This window comes from Bacillus sp. V26, from assembly GCF_034296245.1.
GTDB lineage: Bacteria > Bacillota > Bacilli > Bacillales > Bacillaceae > Bacillus > Bacillus halotolerans.
Genome location: NZ_JAXKQF010000002.1, coordinates 469,384 through 484,950 on the forward strand (window position 1 = coordinate 469,384; position 15,567 = coordinate 484,950).

Genomic DNA, 15,567 nt, shown 5'->3' on the forward strand with positions numbered 1-15,567 from the left:
TTCTTAACGCGTATTTAGTTTGAAATGTACGGGGTTTATTTATGCTGGCAATTGTTGTGGGGGAATAAGAAACCCCCGGCAATTTGCCGGGGGTACATCCTGATTACAGTATGTCAGCGGTCATTTTGTTCGCGGTCGCCTGAATATGGAACGTCAAAATGGAGAGAACTGTAATGGCAATAATCTGCCTGATTTTGACCCATTGAGCGTCACTCAGCTCTTCAAAATGGTGACGAAGAAGGTCTGTTTCCTGTTCGACAATCTGCTGGAGATTTGATTCCTTCATGGAAGGAGTATCTTGGTGATAAATGGCATGCAGCACATGCGCGCAGCTTTCATAGTACGCTAACGGGCTGATGACATCATCAGATCTGTCTGAGATAGTGTTAAAAGCAACTTTTAAGATAGCTCGTATGTGTTCAAAGTCATAAATGGATTTTAGGTCACGTACAATTAAAAGAATCACTGCCTGTTCAACTGAATACTTTTTACCCAGCTCAGGATGGCCAATGAGATCTTTGATATCGCGTTTCACCCAATTTTGAATCGCGGTTGACTTTAACGAAGTCAGCTCGCATAAATTGCCAAGCTCAACGATTTCGTTGGTTGACAGGCCGTATTCTTTTTTCTGTTTTTTTCGTTCATATCTTGTAAGAAATTCTGGAATTTGAAGATGGCTTGCCGCTTCTTCCGCTGACATATTCGCCGATTTAACGAGGATGTCGAGCGGGCTCATGTCTCCCAGGCCTTTAAGGGAATAGAGCAGCCGTACCATCTCCATTCGAGTGAGTTTAAAAATATTCATTGTTCACCTCTTCAAGACAATTTGACGCGGATATAATTTCTATGTATAAATGCACTATTAAAGCGTCCGCAATACATTAACATCATACGTCTAAATCCTTGCATTTTCAAACAGATGTTTTATAATTTAAATATACAGGTTCATTTGATCTTAAAAATAACGGAGGTTATTATGGCGAAAAGAATTTTTCTGTTTATTTTAACGAATATTTTGGTGCTTACAACGATCGGAATTGTTTTATCTGTCATAAGCTCTGTCACTGGAGTTGGGACGTACTTTACAGCTGATGGCGGTATAGATCCTATTGCGCTTCTTGTATTCAGTTTAGTCGTCGGTTTTGTCGGTTCCTTTATGTCTCTTGCGATGTCCAGATGGATGGCAAAGACAATGATGGGCGTCAGAGTACTGAATCCGGAAAAACATACACTTAGCCATGAAGAGCAGCAATTGGTTGACCGTGTTTATAGATTAAGCCGCTCTGCCGGCTTAACGAAGATGCCGGAGGTCGGAATTTACCGCTCATCCGAAGTGAACGCGTTTGCGACTGGCCCTTCAAAACGCCGCTCTCTTGTCGCTGTGTCGTCAGGCCTGCTTGATCAAATGGATGATGCTGCGGTTGAAGGTGTGCTTGCCCATGAGGTCGCTCATATTGCAAATGGTGATATGGTGACAATGACGCTTTTACAAGGTATTGTGAATACCTTTGTCGTCTTTTTATCACGGATTGCTGCATGGATCGCGAGCCGCTTTGTTAAGGAAGATCTTGCTCCGATTGTTCATTTTATCGCAATGATTGTGTTTCAGATTGTCTTTTCAATTCTCGGAAGCCTCGTTGTTTTTGCGTATTCACGCCACCGTGAATTCCATGCTGACCGGGGAGGAGCGGATCTTGCCGGCAAGGATAAGATGATTCATGCTCTTCGAACGCTTAAGAGCTATTCTTCCCGCATCATGGAAGAAGATCAGACAGCTGTCCAAACACTAAAGATTAATGGCAAGAAGCGGTCATCGCTTTTCTCTACTCATCCTGATTTAGATGAAAGAATCAGACGATTAGAAGCAAAATAAATTAAAAACATCCTTCCTCTGAGAACCCTCAGAGGTTTTTTTTCTGTTTCACTTTGACTAAAATAATAAAAAAATATGCAAGTTAAGAAAATGTTTCGCAAAAGCCTTTAAAAATGGATCTAATATCTTTAGAATAATTACCGTACTTTAAAAGAGAGGCAGAAGGATTTCACATGAGAGTAAAGCTTGGAAAATTGATACAGGCATTATCTCCGGCCCAGCTGATTGCATTATATTACTTTCTCGCAGTAACTGTGGCCCTGATATTGCTGAGCCTGCCGGCTGCCCATAAGCAGGGAGCGGATTGGACTTTTATTGACGCGCTTTTTACGGCTGTCAGTTCAGTCAGCGTCACGGGGCTGACGGTTGTGGATACAGCTGATACATTCAGCACTACAGGCATTTTTATTTTGGCATTTGTTCTGCAATTTGGCGGAATCGGGATTATGACGCTCGGAACGTTTATTTGGCTGATCATGGGAAAAAGAATCGGCCTTAAAGAACGGAAATTGATTATGGTAGACCAAAACCAATCCCAGTTTTCAGGTATTGTCAATTTAATGAAGCAGGTTCTTTTTCTTATATTGTGGATTGAATTTTTTGGAGGAATCATACTTGGCACTTATTTTTTAACCTACTATGATTCCTTTCAGGAAGCTTATTTACACGGGTTTTTTGCAAGTGTCAGCGCAACCACAAATGGCGGGTTTGATATTACAGGAAATTCCATGGTTCCATTCCGCCATGATTATTTTGTGCAGTTTATTACGATGCTTTTGATCATATTCGGAGCGATCGGCTTTCCGGTGCTTGTCGAAGTAAAGGACTTCTTGTTTTCGAAGCATCGGAGATATCCGTTTACGCTTTTTACAAAAATCACGACCATTATGTTTGGCTCACTCGTAGTGTTTGGCGCCATCGGCATCTATGCGCTGGAAGCAAGCCACTCGTTTGCAGGGAAGGCATGGCATGATATTTTGTTTCTATCCTTGTTTCAATCAACAGCTACCCGAAGCGGCGGGCTTGCAACAATTGATATCAGCCAGCTGTCGGATCCCACGTTGTTTTTTATGTGCGCGCTGATGTTTATCGGTGCGTCACCAAGCTCAGTCGGAGGAGGCATAAGGACAACAACTTTTGCCTTGAATCTGCTTGCGCTGTTTCATTTTGCACGCGGCAATAAAGCGGTAAAAGTATTCAAACGGGAGCTGCACCCAGCAGATCTGATGAAGTCTCTTGTGGTCACAATGATGGCGATTTTGCTCGTTTTTGGAGCGACACTGATCCTTACAGTGACAGAAAAGCATTCTCTGCTGGAGCTTTTGTTTGAGGTATGTTCGGCCTTTGGAACGACTGGTCTGTCCCTTGGCATTACCGCTGATTTGAGCAACGTAGGAAAATGTGTCATTATGATCGTCATGTTTATCGGGCGGATCGGAATATTGACCTTCCTTTATCTGATCGGAAGAAAAGAAATTGAAGCAAATTACCATTATCCGAAGGAAAGAGTGATTATCGGATAATGAAACACCGCATTTGCGGTGTTTTTTTTATTGCCAAAAAAAAGATGTGTGACCCGGCACCAGTTGGAGAACCTAACACAATCAGCTGCAGTTAATCAGCTGGCCTGCATTTTCAAGCGAAATAAAAATTAAAAATACTGGCGAGGAGGATTTCTATGAAACGTAAGGCTGAGGTCAATGAAGCCATAAAAAATAACAATACACCGACTGAGAGTATGGACAGAAATGCATATAAGACTCAATATCACGACGACCCGAATTTCCGAGGGGCCAATCGCAATTCCAAACAAGGTCAGCAAGGAGGCGCGTGATCATGAAAAAGAACCAGCACAGCAAAGACATGCAGAATCATAAAAAGCCGATGAATAAGAAGGTGCTTGAGGAAGAATTCTCAAGTGAGCTTGGGGATTACAACGCCGGGAAAATCATTGAAACCCTTGAAGTAACAAAGCCGAAAAAGAAAAAAGAGAAAAAACAAAAATAAAAAACACCTCTTAGGCGGCATGCCGCTTAAGAGGTGTTATGCTATTTTAAATAGGCATTTTTGCTGCTTCCTCTGACTAGCTGCATCAAGCCTGTCATTCTCAGTTCAATGAACGGCTGAGCAACCGTTTTGACGAAATTGCTTGAGAGAATGGAGGTAAGTGCTGCAGTTAAGAGCAGCAGGATGACTAAGTTTTGATAGTCAGTGAGTCCATCCTCAAGCCCGACCTGCCTGAGTGTTTTAATGATAAATCCGTGGAGCAGGTATACGTAAAATGTCCTTGTTCCCCACTTAGTAAAGAAATAGCGTTTTTGCGGAACAAGAGCTAAAAAGCTAAAGGTTGCCGCAAAGGCAAGTACATACCAGCCGATTCGCGAGAGGCCGCTTGCCAAGGTGACATCGCCAAATGATGAGTACGGCTTAGAGCCGAACAGCCATGAATAGTCAAAATCGATGCCCCAGCAGATGACAAATACGGCGGCGAGCACACCGAGCGCAATCTGTTTGCCTCGTTTTGATCGCAGTAAATCAAAGTGATGTTTATTCGAGTAAAATCCGACAAGGAACATCGGCAAGAATACAAATGTCCGGGACAGGCTCAGTGTGCTGCTGACAAAGTCGAGATAGCCGATCAGCACGGCGATGCCGCAGCTGACAAACAGCGCCCAATGCTTAGAAAGCTTTGAAAAAGGATAGAGCAGGATATTCCAGAAAAATAAGCTTACCAGAAACCATAACGACCATTGCGGATCAATCGGATTCACATTTGTCATGCTTTCGTCTTGAATAATGTAATAAAAGACGGAATAGATGCTTTGGAAAATCAAATATGGAATAATCAGCTTGACCGCCAGCTTTTTCACATATCCGGCGCGTTTAAAACCTTTGGCGAAATAACCGGATACAAGAATAAAGGCAGGCATGTGGAACGTGTAAATGAACTTGTAGAGGTAGAGCATAAAATTGTTATCATGAATAAAAGATCGAAGAATATGACCGAATACAACAAGGAATATCAATAAGAATTTTGCATTGTCAAAATAACTGTCTCGCGATTTACTCATAGCATCACCTTCTCTTTAAATCAGTCACTAAAAGATTATTCCCTGTTGGTATTTATTTTAAAATAAAAGATCAAAAAGGATTTGAAAAAATGTCTGATTGTTAGGACGATGTAAAGTGACGGTAAGGATCGTTGAAAATGTCTTCTTTATGTAATCACGCTGAAATTTTCTGAAATGTATAGGGCGAATGAAGGAAGTTCATGCAATATGTAGAAATATTGAGGGATAGGTTTTGAAGAAGGAGTGTTTACGCATGGAAACTCTCGATGTCGAGACAAATTCAGATCTGAAAGAGGAACTGAAGCGCCTCAAACAAGAAAATGATCGGCTGAAAAAAGAATTACATCAGCATCAAGTGATTGTGAACAATACGCTCGATGCTATTTTTATATGCGATAATGAAATGAAAATCGTGCAGGCAAATGAAGCAACAGCGAGGATGCTTCAAGTAGATGCGGAAGGTTTGAAAAAGCGTTCCGTTTTTGATTTTTTGTTTTCTATTCCAAAGGATGAGCTGGACCTTTCCGTGAAGAAGTTTTTTAAGAAAGGTTTTCTGTGGAAGGAGGTTCCGATCAGGCTGGACAGCGGAGCGACAAAATATATTGAGTTTCTTGCCAAAAGAGGGATTGGCGAGGATTTCTTTTTTGTCGTTATGAGAGACATTTCTTCAAAGAAAATTTTGGAGCGGGAATTTTCCATGAATGAACAGCTTTTTAAGGACTTGTTTGACAGAGCTGTCGACGGAATCGTTTTATTTGATAAAGACGGCGGCTTTATTGATGCCAATCTGTCCTTTTGCAAAAGCTTTGAAATCGACCAGAATGAGCTGTCACATTTGTCGCTGTATCAATTCATAGACAGCGGATCGCGAAAAGATTTCGATAACATTTGGCACACGCTCTATCGAAAGGGAAAAGCAAAAGGCGAGCTGCCTGTCAGGCTTCGTTCAGGAGATCAGAAGCTGTTTGAATTTACGATTACGTCTAACATCATCAGCGGTTTTTATATGTCGATTATGCGGGATATCACAGAGAAGAGGTCCATGGAACTCCAGCTATTTAAAAGTGAGGAGCGCTTCAGAGAAATTTTTGAAAACGCCATGGACGCCATTATCATCTGGTCGAATGACGGAAGAATCGTTAAGGCCAATCAGTCAGCCTGTAAAATTTTTGAGCTGCCGATGAATTTGCTGTTAAAAAGAAAGCTGTGTGATTTTCTCGTAGACTCTCAGCAGAAATACAGCTTGACGAAGAGAAAATATGCAAAATACGGTGAGATCAGAGAAGAGATGCTGTTTCAAATGGGCAACGGGCAGTTCAAAGAGCTTGAATTTACTTCAAAGAGGACAATACTTGAAAACCAGCACTTAACAATTTTAAGAAATGTCAGTGACCGAAAGCGGATGGAAAAGGAGCTTCGGGAAAGCGAGCTCAAATTCAGAAAAGTGTTCAACGGCTCAATGGACGGCAACGTATTATTCGACAATCAGTACCGAATCATCGACGCCAACCCGTTAGCGAGCAATATTTTGGGCCTGCCGCATGAAGAACTGAAAAAACACAGCCTGCTTGATATTATTTCTTCCTATGAAATAGAAAATCTGGCATCGCCGGCAAGGCAGATTAATTTCGATGAAATGGACAATGAGATTCCATTTTTGCTGAGCAGCAATGATAATCGAAAACTAGAATTTTCGTTTAAACGAAATATTATTCAAAATATGAACCTGGCTATCTTTAAAGATGTCACAGAGCGAAAAGAACTGGAAGAGCGTCTTCGCAAATCTGATACTCTCCATGTCGTTGGAGAACTCGCTGCCGGCATCGCTCACGAAATCAGAAATCCAATGACAGCTCTTAAAGGCTTCATTCAGCTCCTGAAAGGGAGTGTGGAGGGAGACTATTCTCTTTACTTCAACGTCATCACCTCAGAATTAAAGCGCATCGAATCCATCATCACAGAGTTTTTAATTTTAGCCAAGCCCCAGGCTATCATGTATGAGGAAAAACATGTGACACAAATTATGAAAGACACATTAGACCTTCTTAACGCGCAAGCCAATCTCAGCAATGTACAAATGCATCTGGATTTAGTCGGCGACATTCCGCCGATATACTGTGAACCGAATCAGCTGAAACAGGTTTTTATCAATATATTAAAGAACGCCATCGAAGTCATGCCTGATGGCGGCAATATTTATGTGACGATCAAAAAAGCTGATCAGGATCATATTCTTATATCTTTGAAAGACGAAGGAGTCGGAATCACAGAGGATAAATTAAAGCGTCTAGGAGAACCGTTTTATACAACAAAGGAAAGGGGAACTGGACTCGGGCTTATGGTAAGCTATAAAATTATTGAAGAACATCAAGGCAAAATAATGGTGGAAAGTGAAGAAGGAAAGGGGACTGTTTTTCATCTTACACTTCCCGTCAGGCAGAATTTTGAAGAAAGAAGGTTAGACGAATGAATTACTATACGACAGCGGAAACGCCGCTCGGGGAGCTCGCAATTGTCGAGGAAGAAGGCAGCATCACCCGTCTCTTCCTCAGTAAGGAAGATTTGATGCAGTGGAAAGAATCTGTTGAGAATACGGAGCAGGTGGAGACGGCTTTTTTGGCAGAAGCGAAAAAGCAGCTTCACGAATATTTTGCGGGAGAAAGAAAGATATTCTCACTGCCATTGAGCCAAAAGGGCACGCCTTTTCAGCAAAAAGTATGGGAGGCGCTTGCCATGATTCCGTATGGCGAATCACGAAGCTATGCTGACATTGCCGTAGCGGTCGGAAGTCCGAAAGCAGTGCGCGCTGTCGGACAGGCAAATAAACGAAATGACCTGCCGATATTTGTCCCGTGCCACAGAGTGATCGGCAAAAACAGCACGTTAACAGGGTATGCCGGAAGCAAAACTGACATCAAAGCTTATTTGCTTAGCATCGAGCAAATCTCCTATAAAGAAAAATAAAACATATGGCACGTTCCCTTTTTTCGCCGCCGACATATGATTTTACTAAGTTAAAAAAGTTGGTCTGATGAAAGAGGAGGACAAAGCAATTGAAGCCGAGCCGCTCTGAGAAAATTGCCGTTTTTGCCGAGCTGCTTGTAAAACTGCATATCTTATCCAGCGCTCAAAAAGATGAAATAATCGATATGAATATGAGCAAACAAAAAAACCGCTGACTCGGCCCAATATGAGCAAAGTCTTCAGCGGTTTTTTAATGAACCTTTTCGCCTGTAAACAGCTGTTCAATTTCTTCTTCATAGGAACCGGTCATAATCCCTTTTTCGGTGATGATCCCAGAAATAAGATGGTGTGGTGTAATATCAAAAGCAGGATTAAAGACAGGCACTTCAGCCGGAGCGGTTCGGACGCCGGAAATGTTCCTGACTTCTTCGGGGTCCCGTTCCTCTATCGGGATATCAGCCCCGCTTTTTACTTTTGTGTCAAAAGTAGATAAAGGTGCTGCTACAAAAAACGGAATATCGAAGGCGTTTGCTAAAATAGCAAGTCCGTAAGTGCCAATTTTATTCGCAGTATCTCCGTTCTTTGCAATTCGGTCCGCGCCGACGATGACGGCAGAAATTTGTTTTTCTTTCATCGTATGGGCTGCCATGCTGTCCGTAATCAGCGTGACGTCAATACCGCCCTGCATCAGTTCCCAAGCAGTAAGCCGTGAACCTTGAAGAACCGGTCTGGTTTCACAAGCATAAATATGGAGCCCCAAATCCTTTTGTTTCGCCAAATAAAACGGGGCAAGCGCGGTTCCATAGCGGCTTGTCGCGATAGAACCGGCATTGCAGATTGTCATAATCTTGTCGCCTTTTTTGAAAAGCTGAAGCGCGTTTTGGCCGATCATACGGCACGTTTCTTCATCCTCGACTTGAATCTGAATCGCTTCATGGACAAGATTGGTTTTTGCTTCATTTACAGAAATGGCGTTTTGAATTGAATAGCTCAGTCTCTCGAGCGCCCATGATAAATTGATTGCTGTCGGCCTTGAACTGTTCAAATAATTTTTGATGTTATCCAATTCGCAGCGGAATTCCGCCACATTATCAGTTTCGATGTTTTTTGCCGCCAGCGCGAGCCCAAATGCTGCCGTAATGCCGATCGCCGGGGCTCCTCTAACTTTAAGTGAGACAATCGCGTCAAATACTTCTTCTTTCGTTGTCAGCTCCAAATATTCCGTAACATCAGGAAGCTTTTGCTGATTTAAAATCTTAATGGCTGTTTCTTTCCATTCAACAGAACGCGGAACAGCAAATGAATTGGTCATGGGTGAATCATTCCTTTACAAGTAACTTAAAACATTCAATAACATCCGTTATGGTTTTTAATTGTGAACGTTTTTCGATGAAAGCAGTACCGGTTTCCAGCGCCAGCCGCTTTCTTTCGATTCGTTTATCAAACGGTACGATTGTATCCAGATCTGCCACATGGGCAAGACCAACGGTGCGGCGTATCAGTTCGCAGCCGGCAAACCCAATTGTCTCTTCAAAAATATGGCTGAGCGTATCAGCGAGATAACCGTCGATTTTGGCATACACATCGAGACTGTTTTTCTCCCAGGCTTCACTGAATGTTGTTTGAAACGTGTCCCAAACTTGTTTTACATGTTCATATAATGGCTCTCGATCAGCACCGTCACGGCTGAGTGCATTTAACAATAAGTTGGCGATAAATTGGCCAACATCAAAACCGATTGGTCCGTAAAAAGCGAATTCAGGATCAATCACCTTTGTCTCAAGCTCGCTGGCAAAAATGCTTCCTGTATGCAGATCGCCATGAATCAGCGTCTCGGCAGATGTTAAAAATGACTTTTTCAGCTTAGCTGCTTCAACTTTGATCTTGTCATTTTTCCAAAGCTTTTCAACATATGGACGAAGCTCTTCCTCAAATTCATTTGTATCATGATCAAAGAAAGGATCTGTAAAAACGAGTCTTTCGGTAATATCGCAGAGCTCAGGATTTGTAAATTGTTTAACAAGCTGTTTTTTCACCTTAGGCTCAAGTGCGTAATCAGAAGAGTAAAAAAGCGTTTTTCCTAAAAATTCGCCAATGTCTCGTGACAGATTTGGATAATTTTCACCTTCAAGAAGTCCTTTTCTAGCGATCTTCAGATGTGAAAGATCCTCCATGACCGTAACCGCCAATTCAGTATCTGAATAGTAAACTCTCGGTACGAGGTGAGGGACGTGTTCACCCTGACGGATCAGTGCGCTGCTTTCGATTCTTGCCCGATCGATTGTCAGCGGCCAGCTTTCCCCGACAACTTTTGCATAAGGAACCGCCTGTTTAATGATCAAAGCCCTGTCATTTTCTTGGTCATAAATATGAAAGACGTAGTTTAAATTTCCGTCGCCGATCTCCTGGCATGTCAGCGTGCTTTTGCTTTGAAATAAGCCGAGTTTCACCGCGAGTGCGACAGCGGAGCTTTCATTTAACGTTTCGTATAAAGGTGTTTTTGTGACTGCCATCGTCATTACCTCCAGTTATGTACTATCTTGTTATGTGTGCCGCGAATGGCCGTAAAAAAGCCTCCTTCTCAGAGAGAAGGAGGCTTAACAATCATGTCCCGCCTCTCTTATCTCTCAGATCAAATCTGATGGAATTAGCACCGTGCCTTACGAGACCTCAGTCTCGGCGCCAAGAAGATGCGCCCCATTTCACAATGGAATTACGGTCGGTTGCTGTTGGGGTCAAAAGGCCAATCCCTCGCCCAACTCTCGATAAGAGAATATATTCACTTGTTAAACAATTCTAATTTATCAGTTGATGAACATAGTAACAGGTGTGTGATTGAATTGTCAATATATTTTTTAATATAAATCTTTTCTGATATCATTGAAAACAGGAATTTTTCCCCGCACCTCAACGCTTTCTTGAAGGTCAATTTCCGCTCTGACAATGCCTTCTTCACGGCCGCCCTCGGCCAATATGCGTCCCCAAGGGTCAATAATCATGCTGTGCCCGGCGAATTCATTATCGGGATTAGATCCTGTGCAATTGCAGGCAGCGACAAAGCATTGATTCTCAATGGCCCTCGCAATAAGCAGGCTTTTCCAATGATCAAGACGGGGCAGAGGCCATTCCGCAGAAATGAACAGCACGTTAGCGCCTTTTGTCGTATGTTTTCTGATCCATTCCGGAAAACGGATATCATAACAGATCAGTCCTGAGCTTTTGACGCCTTCAAGCTCGAAGTATCCGTCCTCGGAACCGGCTGATAAATACACATGCTCATCCATCAGCTGAAAAAGATGGGCTTTGCTGTACTCTTTAATGATTCGTCCTTCCTTATCTGCGATGAACATTGTATTATAAACATCAGAACCTTTTCTGACAGCAACAGATCCTGCGACAATATGAACCCCGTGTTTTTTTGCGGTTTTTTGCAGCCAGCTTTGAGCAGTGTGCCCGTCTTCATCAGCAAGCTGATCAAGATTGGCAAGGTCGTAACCAGTCGTCCATAATTCAGGGAGAACAAGAACATCAGCATTTTTACTCTCTTTTTCGATTAAAAATTCAGCCTTTTTTATATTTTCTGAAGGTTTTCCGTATGAAATATCAAATTGAAGACAAGATATGGTCCATTTCATTTTTTAACACCCCATATTTTTCTTTACTTTTTTCATTTAACCATATATGATACTGGACTATCATTTCAAGATTTTTTTAGAAGGTGAAAACAGATGAAATTTGAACATTCTCAAGTGCTGCAGGAACTGCCTAAACAATTCTTTGCTTCTCTTGTGCAGAAAGTGAACCGAAAGCTGAAGGAAGGACATGATGTCATCAATTTGGGGCAGGGAAATCCGGATCAGCCGACGCCCGAGCATATTGTGGAGGAAATGAAGCGAGCCGTTGCTCAGCCTGAAAATCATAAATACTCCTCATTTCGAGGTTCGCACAGCCTGAAATCAGCAGCGGCGGCATTTTATAACAGAGAATACGGCGTTCAGCTTGATCCGGAAACTGAAGTAGCCGTATTATTCGGCGGGAAAGCCGGTCTTGTCGAGCTCCCGCAATGCCTGTTAAATCAGGGGGATACGATTTTGGTTCCTGACCCCGGCTATCCAGATTATTGGTCCGGTGTCACGCTTGCGAAAGCGAAAATGGAAATAATGCCGCTCACTAAGGAAAAAGCGTTTCTTCCTGAATACGCAAGCATTTCCCCTGACGTAAGAGAACAAGCGAAATTGATGTACTTGAATTATCCGAATAATCCGACTGGAGCCGTCGCTACCGCAGAATTTTTTGGAGAAACGGTGAGTTTTGCGAAAGAAAACGAAATCTGTGTGGTCCATGATTTTGCTTACGGTGCAGTGGGCTTTGACGGACACAAGCCTTTAAGCTTTTTGCAGACTGAAGGCGCTAAGGATATCGGAATAGAAATTTACACGCTGTCCAAAACATATAATATGGCGGGCTGGCGGGTCGGTTTTGCAGTTGGTAACGCTTCGGTCATAGAAGCGATCAATCTTTATCAAGACCATATGTTTGTCAGTCTTTTCAAAGCAACCCAGCAGGCTGCCGAGGCGGCACTCTTATCTGAGCAGACATGCGTAGCGGAGCAAAATGCCCGGTATGAAAGCAGGCGCAACGCTTGGATAGCAGCATGCCGGGAAATCGGCTGGGATGTCACAGCGCCTGCGGGTTCATTTTTTGCGTGGCTGCCGGTGCCTGAAGGCTATAGCTCTGAGCAATTCTCAGATCTCTTGCTTGAAAAAGCGAATGTGGCGGTTGCAGCAGGAAACGGCTTTGGTGAATATGGCGAGGGGTATGTCAGAGTGGGGCTCTTAACAAGTGAAGCTAGGCTTAAAGAAGCAGCTCATCGAATTGGCAAACTAAACCTGTTTACCCAAAAAAGCATTGACAAGATTCTTTAACGGTGGGATAATTCAAAATAATTTATAAAATCTATATTTTCTTATCAAGAGCAGGCAGAGGGACGAGCCCGATGAAGCCCGGCAACCGACTTGTAAAGCACGGTGCTAATTCTTGCAGCTGGCGGCTGAGAGATAAGATTCGGACGAGAAACGAAACCTCTTTAGACGCATTGCTGTTTGAAGAGGTTTTTTTTATGGGTTAAAAAATGAAAGGAGCTCTGGCATGAGTGAATTATTAGCAACATATCTCCTGACCGAGCCGGGAGCCGACACGGAGAAAAAAGCAGAACAAATCGCAACAGGATTGACGGTGGGCTCTTGGACTGATCTGCCTCTGGTGAAGCAGGAGCAGATGCAAAAGCATAAGGGACGGGTTGTAAAGGTCGAGGAGAGAGAGGGACATCTTGCATCAGGAAAACAAGCGGTTATCACAATTGCCTATCCCGAGGTAAATTTCTCACAGGATATTCCGGCATTGCTGACAACTGTGTTTGGCAAGCTGTCGCTGGACGGAAAAATCAAGTTAATAGATCTCGAATTCTCTGAAGCGTTTAAGCAGACACTCCCGGGCCCGAAGTTTGGCGTATACGGCATCCGGAAGATGCTTGGAGAGTTTGAAAGACCGCTGTTAATGAGCATTTTTAAAGGGGTCATCGGAAGGGACCTGAGTGATATTAAAGAACAGCTCAGGCAGCAGGCGCTCGGCGGGGTTGACGTAATCAAAGATGATGAAATTTTCTTTGAGACGGGTTTAGCACCTTTTGAAACAAGAATTACAGAGGGAAAACAAATTTTGAAAGAAACATACGAGCAGACCGGCCATAAAACGCTGTATGCAGTGAATTTGACTGGAAGAACGGCTGAGCTTAGAGATAAAGCAAGACGCGCCGCTGAGTTGGGAGCGGATACGCTTTTATTGAATGTCTTCGCTTACGGTTTGGACGTCATGCAAAGCCTTGCGGAAGATCCGGACGTATCAATCCCCATTATGGCGCATCCGGCAGTCAGCGGGGCATTTACATCCTCACCGTTGTACGGGTTTTCCCATGCCCTTTTGCTCGGAAAATTAAACCGATATTGCGGCGCTGACTTCAGTCTGTTTCCTTCTCCATATGGCTCAGTTGCGTTTCCGAAAGAAGACGCGCTGGCGATTCATGAAGAATGCGTAAGAGAAGATGCCTTTAACCAGACATTTGCCGTTCCATCCGCCGGTATTCACCCTGGTATGGTTCCGCTTCTCATGCGTGATTTTGGCATTGATCATATTATTAACGCCGGAGGAGGTATACACGGACATCCAAACGGCGCCCAAGGCGGGGGCAAAGCGTTCAGAGCCATTATTGATGCGGTTTTGGAGGCGCAGCCGATTGAAGAAAAAGCCGGTCAATGCGAAGATTTGAAGCTTGCGCTTGATAAATGGGGAAAGGCTGAAGCCGTATGACGACTCAAAAACCGTTAATGATATGTGATTTTGATGGAACCATCACGATGAACGACAACATTATAAACATTATGAAAACATTCGCTCCGCCGGAATGGACGGCTTTAAAAGACGGCGTCCTCTCCAAAACGATGTCGATCCAAGAAGGCGTCGGACGAATGTTCGGCCTTCTGCCGAGCAGCTTAAAAGAGGAGATTACAAGATTCGTATTAGAAGACGCAAAAATCCGGGACGGCTTTCGAGAATTTGTCGCATTTATTAACAAGCATGAACTCCCGTTTTATGTCGTAAGCGGGGGGATGGACTTTTTTGTCTATCCGCTGCTTGAAGGAATTGTTGAGAAAGATCATATTTATTGCAACCGTGCGTCCTTTGTGAACGAATTCATTCATATTGATTGGCCTCATACTTGCAAAGGCACATGCACAAATCAATGCGGGTGCTGCAAGCCGACTGTTATTAAAGAGCTTTCTGAGCCTGATCAATATATCATCATGATCGGTGACTCCGTTACCGATGTAGAGGCGGCAAAGCTGTCTGATCTTTGCTTTGCAAGGGATTATTTATTAAATGAATGCAAGGAGCATCATCTGAATCATATCCCATACCATGATTTTCACGAAATAAAGAAAGCAATTGAAGACGTAACGGAGGTAAAGAAATGGCTGCAAAACAAGAGCGCTGGCTCGAGCTTGCCGAAGTAAAACGGGAATTGGCAGAAAGAGATTGGTTTCCGGCGACCAGCGGCAACCTGTCCATCAAGGTTTCTGATGAGCCATTGCAATTTCTCGTAACGGCGAGCGGAAAAGATAAACGAAAAGAAACGGATGAAGACTTCCTGTTGGTAGATCAGAACGGAGAGCCTGCCGAAAGCGGACATCATCTGAAACCGTCAGCAGAAACGCTTTTGCATACACATCTGTACAATAAAACAAATGCCGGATGCTGTCTTCATGTTCATACGGTCAACAATAACGTCATCTCAGAGCTGTATGGAGATCAAAACCAAATCACTTTTAAAGGTCAAGAAATTATAAAAGCGCTCGGCCTGTGGGAAGAGAATGCAGAAGTGTCCATTCCAATTATAGAAAATCCGGCTCATATTCCGACTCTCGCAGCGCTTTTCGCGGATCAGGTTACTGGAGATTCAGGAGCTGTCCTGATCCGGAACCATGGCATTACTGCTTGGGGAAGAACAGCATTTGAAGCGAAAAGAGTGCTTGAAGCATATGAATTTTTATTCAGCTATCATTTGAAGCTGAAAATTCTCCAGCATCAGCTGGTTAAATAAAA

At 43.3% G+C, this 15,567-nt stretch carries 16 protein-coding genes and 2 riboswitches; of the genes, 11 read left to right on the forward strand and 5 right to left on the reverse strand.

Annotation, left to right across the window (positions count from 1 at the left end):
• Positions 1 to 103: 103 nt before the first annotated feature.
• On the reverse strand, positions 104 to 805 hold the full coding sequence (locus UJ203_RS09780) for a DUF1836 domain-containing protein (protein ID WP_322010317.1): 702 nt from the start codon (positions 803 to 805) through the stop codon (positions 104 to 106).
• 171 nt (positions 806 to 976) lie between these two features.
• On the opposite strand from UJ203_RS09780, the gene htpX reads away from it, so the two are divergent.
• The 4 genes from htpX to UJ203_RS09800 all read left to right on the forward strand — a co-directional run bounded on the left by htpX (position 977) and on the right by UJ203_RS09800 (position 3,880).
• Entirely contained in the window at positions 977 to 1,873 is an 897-nt protein-coding gene (gene htpX, locus UJ203_RS09785) for a protease HtpX (protein ID WP_322010319.1), read from the forward strand.
• Positions 1,874 to 2,046: 173 nt separating this feature from the next.
• Positions 2,047 to 3,396: a Ktr system potassium transporter KtrD gene (ktrD, locus tag UJ203_RS09790; RefSeq protein WP_095713444.1), complete on the forward strand. Its 1,350-nt coding sequence runs from the start codon at positions 2,047 to 2,049 to the stop codon at positions 3,394 to 3,396.
• Between the two features lie 155 nt (positions 3,397 to 3,551).
• Positions 3,552 to 3,707, forward strand: coding sequence for a hypothetical protein (locus UJ203_RS09795; protein WP_010333992.1), 156 nt, complete (start codon positions 3,552 to 3,554; stop codon positions 3,705 to 3,707).
• Positions 3,708 to 3,709: 2 nt separating this feature from the next.
• On the forward strand, positions 3,710 to 3,880 hold the full coding sequence (locus tag UJ203_RS09800; protein WP_024121154.1) for a hypothetical protein: 171 nt from the start codon (positions 3,710 to 3,712) through the stop codon (positions 3,878 to 3,880).
• Between the two features lie 41 nt (positions 3,881 to 3,921).
• Here UJ203_RS09800 and UJ203_RS09805 read toward each other — a convergent pair whose 3' ends face one another.
• Positions 3,922 to 4,944, reverse strand: a complete 1,023-nt coding sequence (locus UJ203_RS09805; protein ID WP_322010322.1) for an acyltransferase family protein — start codon at positions 4,942 to 4,944, stop codon at positions 3,922 to 3,924.
• 253 nt (positions 4,945 to 5,197) lie between these two features.
• Between UJ203_RS09805 and UJ203_RS09810 the strand changes: the two genes are divergently transcribed.
• The 3 genes from UJ203_RS09810 (at position 5,198) to UJ203_RS09820 (ending at position 8,123) form a co-directional block, all read left to right on the forward strand.
• A complete protein-coding gene (locus UJ203_RS09810; protein ID WP_024121156.1) occupies positions 5,198 to 7,414 on the forward strand; it encodes a PAS domain-containing sensor histidine kinase in 2,217 nt (738 codons plus the stop codon).
• Entirely contained in the window at positions 7,411 to 7,908 is a 498-nt protein-coding gene (locus UJ203_RS09815; RefSeq protein ID WP_322010325.1) for a methylated-DNA--[protein]-cysteine S-methyltransferase, read from the forward strand. Before UJ203_RS09810 ends, UJ203_RS09815 begins: the two co-directional genes overlap by 4 nt.
• Before the next feature lie 89 nt (positions 7,909 to 7,997).
• Positions 7,998 to 8,123, forward strand: a complete 126-nt coding sequence (locus UJ203_RS09820) for a hypothetical protein (protein WP_024121158.1) — start codon at positions 7,998 to 8,000, stop codon at positions 8,121 to 8,123.
• A 35-nt stretch (positions 8,124 to 8,158) separates the two neighbouring features.
• On the opposite strand, the gene mtnA is transcribed toward UJ203_RS09820, so the two are convergent.
• The 3 genes from mtnA to UJ203_RS09835 form a co-directional block, all read right to left on the reverse strand.
• The gene (gene mtnA, locus UJ203_RS09825) at positions 8,159 to 9,220 is read right to left on the reverse strand and encodes an S-methyl-5-thioribose-1-phosphate isomerase (protein ID WP_322010328.1); all 1,062 of its coding nucleotides are present in this window, start codon (positions 9,218 to 9,220) and stop codon (positions 8,159 to 8,161) included.
• 7 nt (positions 9,221 to 9,227) lie between these two features.
• Positions 9,228 to 10,421: an S-methyl-5-thioribose kinase gene (gene mtnK / locus UJ203_RS09830; protein WP_322010330.1), complete on the reverse strand. Its 1,194-nt coding sequence runs from the start codon at positions 10,419 to 10,421 to the stop codon at positions 9,228 to 9,230.
• Positions 10,422 to 10,525: 104 nt separating this feature from the next.
• Positions 10,526 to 10,680, reverse strand: a riboswitch (SAM riboswitch).
• A gap of 83 nt (positions 10,681 to 10,763) precedes the next feature.
• Positions 10,764 to 11,543, reverse strand: a complete 780-nt coding sequence (locus tag UJ203_RS09835; RefSeq protein ID WP_322010332.1) for a carbon-nitrogen family hydrolase — start codon at positions 11,541 to 11,543, stop codon at positions 10,764 to 10,766.
• Positions 11,544 to 11,636: 93 nt separating this feature from the next.
• Between UJ203_RS09835 and UJ203_RS09840 the strand changes: the two genes are divergently transcribed.
• From UJ203_RS09840 to UJ203_RS09855, 4 genes are all read left to right on the forward strand, one after another.
• Entirely contained in the window at positions 11,637 to 12,833 is a 1,197-nt protein-coding gene (locus UJ203_RS09840) for a pyridoxal phosphate-dependent aminotransferase (RefSeq protein ID WP_322010334.1), read from the forward strand.
• A 38-nt stretch (positions 12,834 to 12,871) separates the two neighbouring features.
• Positions 12,872 to 12,972: riboswitch (SAM riboswitch) on the forward strand.
• 84 nt (positions 12,973 to 13,056) lie between these two features.
• On the forward strand, positions 13,057 to 14,274 hold the full coding sequence (gene mtnW / locus UJ203_RS09845; RefSeq protein WP_322010336.1) for a 2,3-diketo-5-methylthiopentyl-1-phosphate enolase: 1,218 nt from the start codon (positions 13,057 to 13,059) through the stop codon (positions 14,272 to 14,274).
• Positions 14,271 to 14,978 (forward strand): 2-hydroxy-3-keto-5-methylthiopentenyl-1-phosphate phosphatase, encoded by a 708-nt coding sequence (gene mtnX / locus UJ203_RS09850; RefSeq protein ID WP_322010339.1) that lies wholly within the window; start codon positions 14,271 to 14,273, stop codon positions 14,976 to 14,978. The genes mtnW and mtnX overlap by 4 nt, the downstream gene beginning before the upstream one ends.
• On the forward strand, positions 14,936 to 15,565 hold the full coding sequence (locus tag UJ203_RS09855) for a methylthioribulose 1-phosphate dehydratase (protein WP_322010340.1): 630 nt from the start codon (positions 14,936 to 14,938) through the stop codon (positions 15,563 to 15,565). The genes mtnX and UJ203_RS09855 overlap by 43 nt, the downstream gene beginning before the upstream one ends.
• Positions 15,566 to 15,567 lie beyond the last annotated feature (2 nt).

Bases quoted from the DNA above. Each gene is read 5' to 3' on its own strand.
- UJ203_RS09780 (WP_322010317.1), bottom strand. From the start codon at position 805: ATGAATATTTTTAAACTCACTCGAATGGAGATGGTACGGCTGCTCTAT.
- htpX (WP_322010319.1), top strand. From the start codon at position 977: ATGGCGAAAAGAATTTTTCTGTTTATTTTAACGAATATTTTGGTGCTT.
- ktrD (WP_095713444.1), top strand. From the start codon at position 2,047: ATGAGAGTAAAGCTTGGAAAATTGATACAGGCATTATCTCCGGCCCAG.
- UJ203_RS09795 (WP_010333992.1), top strand. From the start codon at position 3,552: ATGAAACGTAAGGCTGAGGTCAATGAAGCCATAAAAAATAACAATACA.
- UJ203_RS09800 (WP_024121154.1), top strand. From the start codon at position 3,710: ATGAAAAAGAACCAGCACAGCAAAGACATGCAGAATCATAAAAAGCCG.
- UJ203_RS09805 (WP_322010322.1), bottom strand. From the start codon at position 4,944: ATGAGTAAATCGCGAGACAGTTATTTTGACAATGCAAAATTCTTATTG.
- UJ203_RS09810 (WP_024121156.1), top strand. From the start codon at position 5,198: ATGGAAACTCTCGATGTCGAGACAAATTCAGATCTGAAAGAGGAACTG.
- UJ203_RS09815 (WP_322010325.1), top strand. From the start codon at position 7,411: ATGAATTACTATACGACAGCGGAAACGCCGCTCGGGGAGCTCGCAATT.
- mtnA (WP_322010328.1), bottom strand. From the start codon at position 9,220: ATGACCAATTCATTTGCTGTTCCGCGTTCTGTTGAATGGAAAGAAACA.
- mtnK (WP_322010330.1), bottom strand. From the start codon at position 10,421: ATGGCAGTCACAAAAACACCTTTATACGAAACGTTAAATGAAAGCTCC.
- UJ203_RS09835 (WP_322010332.1), bottom strand. From the start codon at position 11,543: ATGAAATGGACCATATCTTGTCTTCAATTTGATATTTCATACGGAAAA.
- UJ203_RS09840 (WP_322010334.1), top strand. From the start codon at position 11,637: ATGAAATTTGAACATTCTCAAGTGCTGCAGGAACTGCCTAAACAATTC.
- mtnW (WP_322010336.1), top strand. From the start codon at position 13,057: ATGAGTGAATTATTAGCAACATATCTCCTGACCGAGCCGGGAGCCGAC.
- mtnX (WP_322010339.1), top strand. From the start codon at position 14,271: ATGACGACTCAAAAACCGTTAATGATATGTGATTTTGATGGAACCATC.
- UJ203_RS09855 (WP_322010340.1), top strand. From the start codon at position 14,936: ATGGCTGCAAAACAAGAGCGCTGGCTCGAGCTTGCCGAAGTAAAACGG.